At 81.2% G+C, this 266-nt stretch carries 1 pseudogene; it reads right to left on the bottom strand.

Annotated elements, in window-relative coordinates:
- A pseudogene (locus KVT14_RS23655) lies at positions 1-266 on the bottom strand (flotillin family protein); the annotation flags it as partial.

Here is a 266-nt window from a genome sequence, read left to right as displayed (position 1 = left end):
TCTGCAGCCGCGCCGACTCGGGGAACGCCTGGTAGGCGTCGGACTCCGCCTTGATCGCGGCGGCTCGGGCCTCGCCCTGGGCGCGCTCGGCGGCGGCCTCGGCCTCACCGCGCGCCTGGATGCCGCCGGCCTCGGCCCGGGCGATCGCCAGCGCACCCTCGGCGCGGCGCTGCTGCTCGATCAGCGCCGCCCCGGCGCGGGCGCGGGCGGCGGACGCCTCGGCGTCGGCCTGCGCGGTGGTGCGCTGCGCCTCGGCCTCGGCCTTG

The sequence above is a fragment of the Cellulomonas sp. GbtcB1 genome (assembly GCF_019091725.1).
Taxonomy (GTDB): domain Bacteria; phylum Actinomycetota; class Actinomycetes; order Actinomycetales; family Cellulomonadaceae; genus Cellulomonas.
This window is presented reverse-complemented; position numbering and strand designations above follow the sequence as displayed.